The sequence below is a fragment of the Planktotalea sp. genome (assembly GCF_039984035.1).
Lineage (GTDB): Bacteria > Pseudomonadota > Alphaproteobacteria > Rhodobacterales > Rhodobacteraceae > Planktotalea.
This window is the reverse complement of record NZ_JBDWVM010000363.1, coordinates 1-3,518: the sequence shown is the minus strand read 5'-3', so window position 1 is coordinate 3,518 and position 3,518 is coordinate 1. Positions and strand designations below refer to the sequence as shown.

Below are 3,518 nucleotides of genomic sequence, written 5' to 3'. Positions count from 1 at the left end.
TTGCCGTCGTTGGCATGGCCTGCCGATTACCGGGTGGTATTGAAGATGCGGAAAGCTGCTGGAACTTCCTGCGCGATGCAAAGGACGGCACTACAGATGTACCTGCTTCGCGTTGGGATGTGGATGCGCATTACGATCCCGACCCCGAAGTGCCCGGCCGCATGCATACGCGGCGCGGTGGATTCTTGAACGAAGACATCGATCAATTTGACGCGTCCTTGTTTTCGATCACCCCGCGAGAGGCGAAAACGCTGGATCCTCAGCAGCGTTATCTGCTCGAAGTGTCTTGGGAAGCTTTGGAAGATGCGGGTTACGCGCCTGACTCTCTCGCGGGATCATCGACAGGCGTTTTTGTTGGTATAAGCACCAATGATTACATGGGCTTAATGCACGACGGTATGGATTACCGCGATATTGACCCATATTGTTGCACGGGCACCGCCGGTTGCGCCGCTGCGGGACGTATTGCCTATTCAATGGGCTTGGAAGGCCCCTGCCTTGCCTTAGATACGGCCTGTTCGTCCTCTTTAGTCAGTCTGCATCTCGCGATGGAAAGTTTGCGAAATGGCGAATGTGACATGGCCCTGAGCGCGGGGGTGAACATGATCCTGTCCCCAGTTCTCAACATTTATTTCAGCAAGTTAAAGGCACTTGCCAAGGACGGGCGATGCAAGACGTTTGACGCCTCTGCGGATGGCTATGGGCGCGGTGAAGGATGCGGCGTCATTGTTCTCAAACGCCTGTCGGATGCGCAGGCCGATGGCGACCGCATTCTGGGGCAATTACTTGGCTCAGCCGTGAACCATGACGGGCGCAGCGGCGGCCTGACGGTTCCGAGCGTCAGCGCACAAGAAAGCGTCATTCGCTCGGCCTTGGGCAAGGCAGGCCTTTCGCCTGCAGACATCGGCTATATCGAGGCTCATGGCACGGGCACGCCGCTTGGTGACCCTATCGAAATTCGCGCGCTCACACGCATTTTTGGTCCCGACCGCCCCGCAGATGTGCCGCTGTGGGTTGGTTCGGTTAAGACAAACATCGGTCATTTGGAAGCCGCTGCTGGCATTGCAGGCGTGATAAAGACGCTGCTTTCACTTCAAGAAAAAACGCTCCCTGCACATCTGCATTTCTCGCAAATGAACCCGCATATCTCGCATGAGGGGTTGGATTTGCGCTTACCGCAAAAAACCCAAGACTGGCCAAGCACAGTGCCGCAAGTTGCCGGTGTAAGCTCTTTCGGGATCAGTGGAACCAACGCTCATATCGTTGTGGCGGGCGCGCCGGATGATAACGTCAATGCGGCAAGTCCACAGGCAGTGATTGAACGCGATGAGCATGTTCTAACCCTCTCCGCCCGTAGCGCGGCATCGCTTGAGGAAGTCGCTCGCCGTTACGAAAGAGATTTAACCGTTTTGCCGCCCGAAGAGTTTGCGGATTATTGTTACACATCCAATATCGGACGCGCAGATTTTGCTCATCGCCTCGCGATTTCGGCAAGCACCCCAGAGACTGCCATCACCGAAATAAAGAAAAAAGCTGCTGAAACAGCTGACGAACACGTAGACGACGGCCAACGCGAAAAACTGGCAATGGTAATGGCCCGACCTAGTCAGGCGCTTTTGACACAAGGTCGTAAACTTTACTTAAGCGAGCCCATATTCAAACAAGCCTTCGATGCTTGCCAGAAAGCAATCCCAGCAGATCGAAACGTCGATCTTCCCGCACGTCTGTTGGCTGCGGACCCTGTCGCGGATGAGGCGCGGCACAAGCAGTTGGAATTGACCTGTTGCGCTATCTCGATTGCTGCCGCGCGCATGTGGATCGCTTGGGGCGTGTCGCCCTTTACCCTCGGCGGCGAAGGCTTGTCCGAAATCGCTGCAGCGCATGTTTCGGGCCTGGTTGGCCTTTCTGACACGCTGGAATTGGCGATGCATTGCGCTGCCCTCGCGCAGGCGAGTGATGCCCGTGATAGTGCTCTGGAAGCCACCGCGAAAATCGCCCTGCGCAGCTTTGCCGAAGGTCTCAAACCTCGCTCCGCGCGTTTTGGTTTTGCTTCAGGAAACACATTGCCCAAGCCGGAATTCTGGGCCCAATGCGCTATGCCTGCACATCGTGGACGAGGTTTGGACGCTTTGGCGGCACAAGGCTGCACCATCGCGCTGGTCTTGGGAGACGATGGCACTGCTACTGCTTTGCCTCCACAAACCAAGCCGCTTTTTGGCTTGCCTTCTTTTGAAAAGGGCAAAGGCCACTCAGTGTCAGCCACAGCAGCACAACTCTGGCTGAAAGGCTTCGCTTTTGATTGGGCGAAATATCATCGCGGATTTACACGAAAGCGCGTGAAAATTGCCCCGTCCCCTTTTGAACGCCGTCGCTATTGGCTCGACAAGGTCAATCAAGATCGACGCGTGACACAAACCTCCGACACGGCAGATACACAGCCACGCCTGTATCAAATGAACTGGGAAACCTGCCCTGCACCAACGGTGTCTCAAGATGCCTCAGAGACAACGGTCCTGATCTTGTCAGAGAGCGGGATTGGCGGAGAAGAGCTTGCAAAACACCTTGAAGGACGCGCGGCGCGGGTACAGTCGCGCGCATTCAACCTTCCACAGAACGATGCCTCGCAAACGTGGAGCGAGCTGGTTTTGCTCTTTGACGAAACCGAACAGGGCTTGGGCGATGATGCGCAAAACCTATGCCGCGCGCAGGCTGGGCTAAGCGCCAAGCTGAGCGCATTTGCGCAGGCGGTCGAAGACAGCGGCCAAACGCCCCCGCCCCGTTTGACCATCGTCACAAAAGGTGCGTATGCGTTTCAGAGCGCGCCACACAACTGGAATGCTGTGCAAAGCGCGTTGCTCGGGCTTTGTCGGGTCTTGCGGAATGAATACCCGACCTTGCGCCCTCGCCTGATTGATTGCGATCCGAGCAAGGATTTCGATTGGCTTGCGCTCGCAAGTGAGGTGCTCATCCGCTCTGAGATTGAAGATGAACCAGAAAGTATCCTGCGTGCAGAGCAGCGTTTTGTTGCACGTCTAGCGCCCGCTAATAACGCAACGATTTCCCAGCAAAGCATGGCGCAATCGCTCACCGCTGAGGGCAGTTATCTCATAACGGGTGGCACGGGCGGGCTTGGACGTACGGTCACGGATTGGCTCGTCCAAAACGGCGCGCGCAATATCATCTTGGTGTCGCGCACGGGAGAGACGGCACAGTTAAAATCCCACATGGAGGGATGGGCTACTCAAGGGGCAAACGTTCAAATCGCACGTTGTGATATCGCGGTTCAGAGCGAGGTTGATGCGTTGCTGAGCGATATCAGAAGTGGACCGCATGGCTTGCGCGGGATCGTTCACGCGGCGGGTGTTCTTGATGATGGCTTGATCGCGGATATGACGGCAGAACGCTTCGAAGCGGTGCTCGCGCCAAAGGTGGCGGGTCTTTTGACCCTCGCAGAGGCCAGTAAGTCGGACGATCTTGATTGGCTTGTTAGCTTTTCGTCAATCGCTGGCGTGCTCGGC

1 protein-coding gene is annotated in these 3,518 nt (G+C 56.3%); it reads left to right on the top strand.

The window, feature by feature from the left end; genetic code table 11:
- Window positions 1–14: 14 nt before the first annotated feature.
- A partial coding sequence (locus ABJQ89_RS16265; RefSeq protein ID WP_348497207.1) for a type I polyketide synthase occupies window positions 15–3,518 on the top strand: 3,504 nt, incomplete at its 3' end.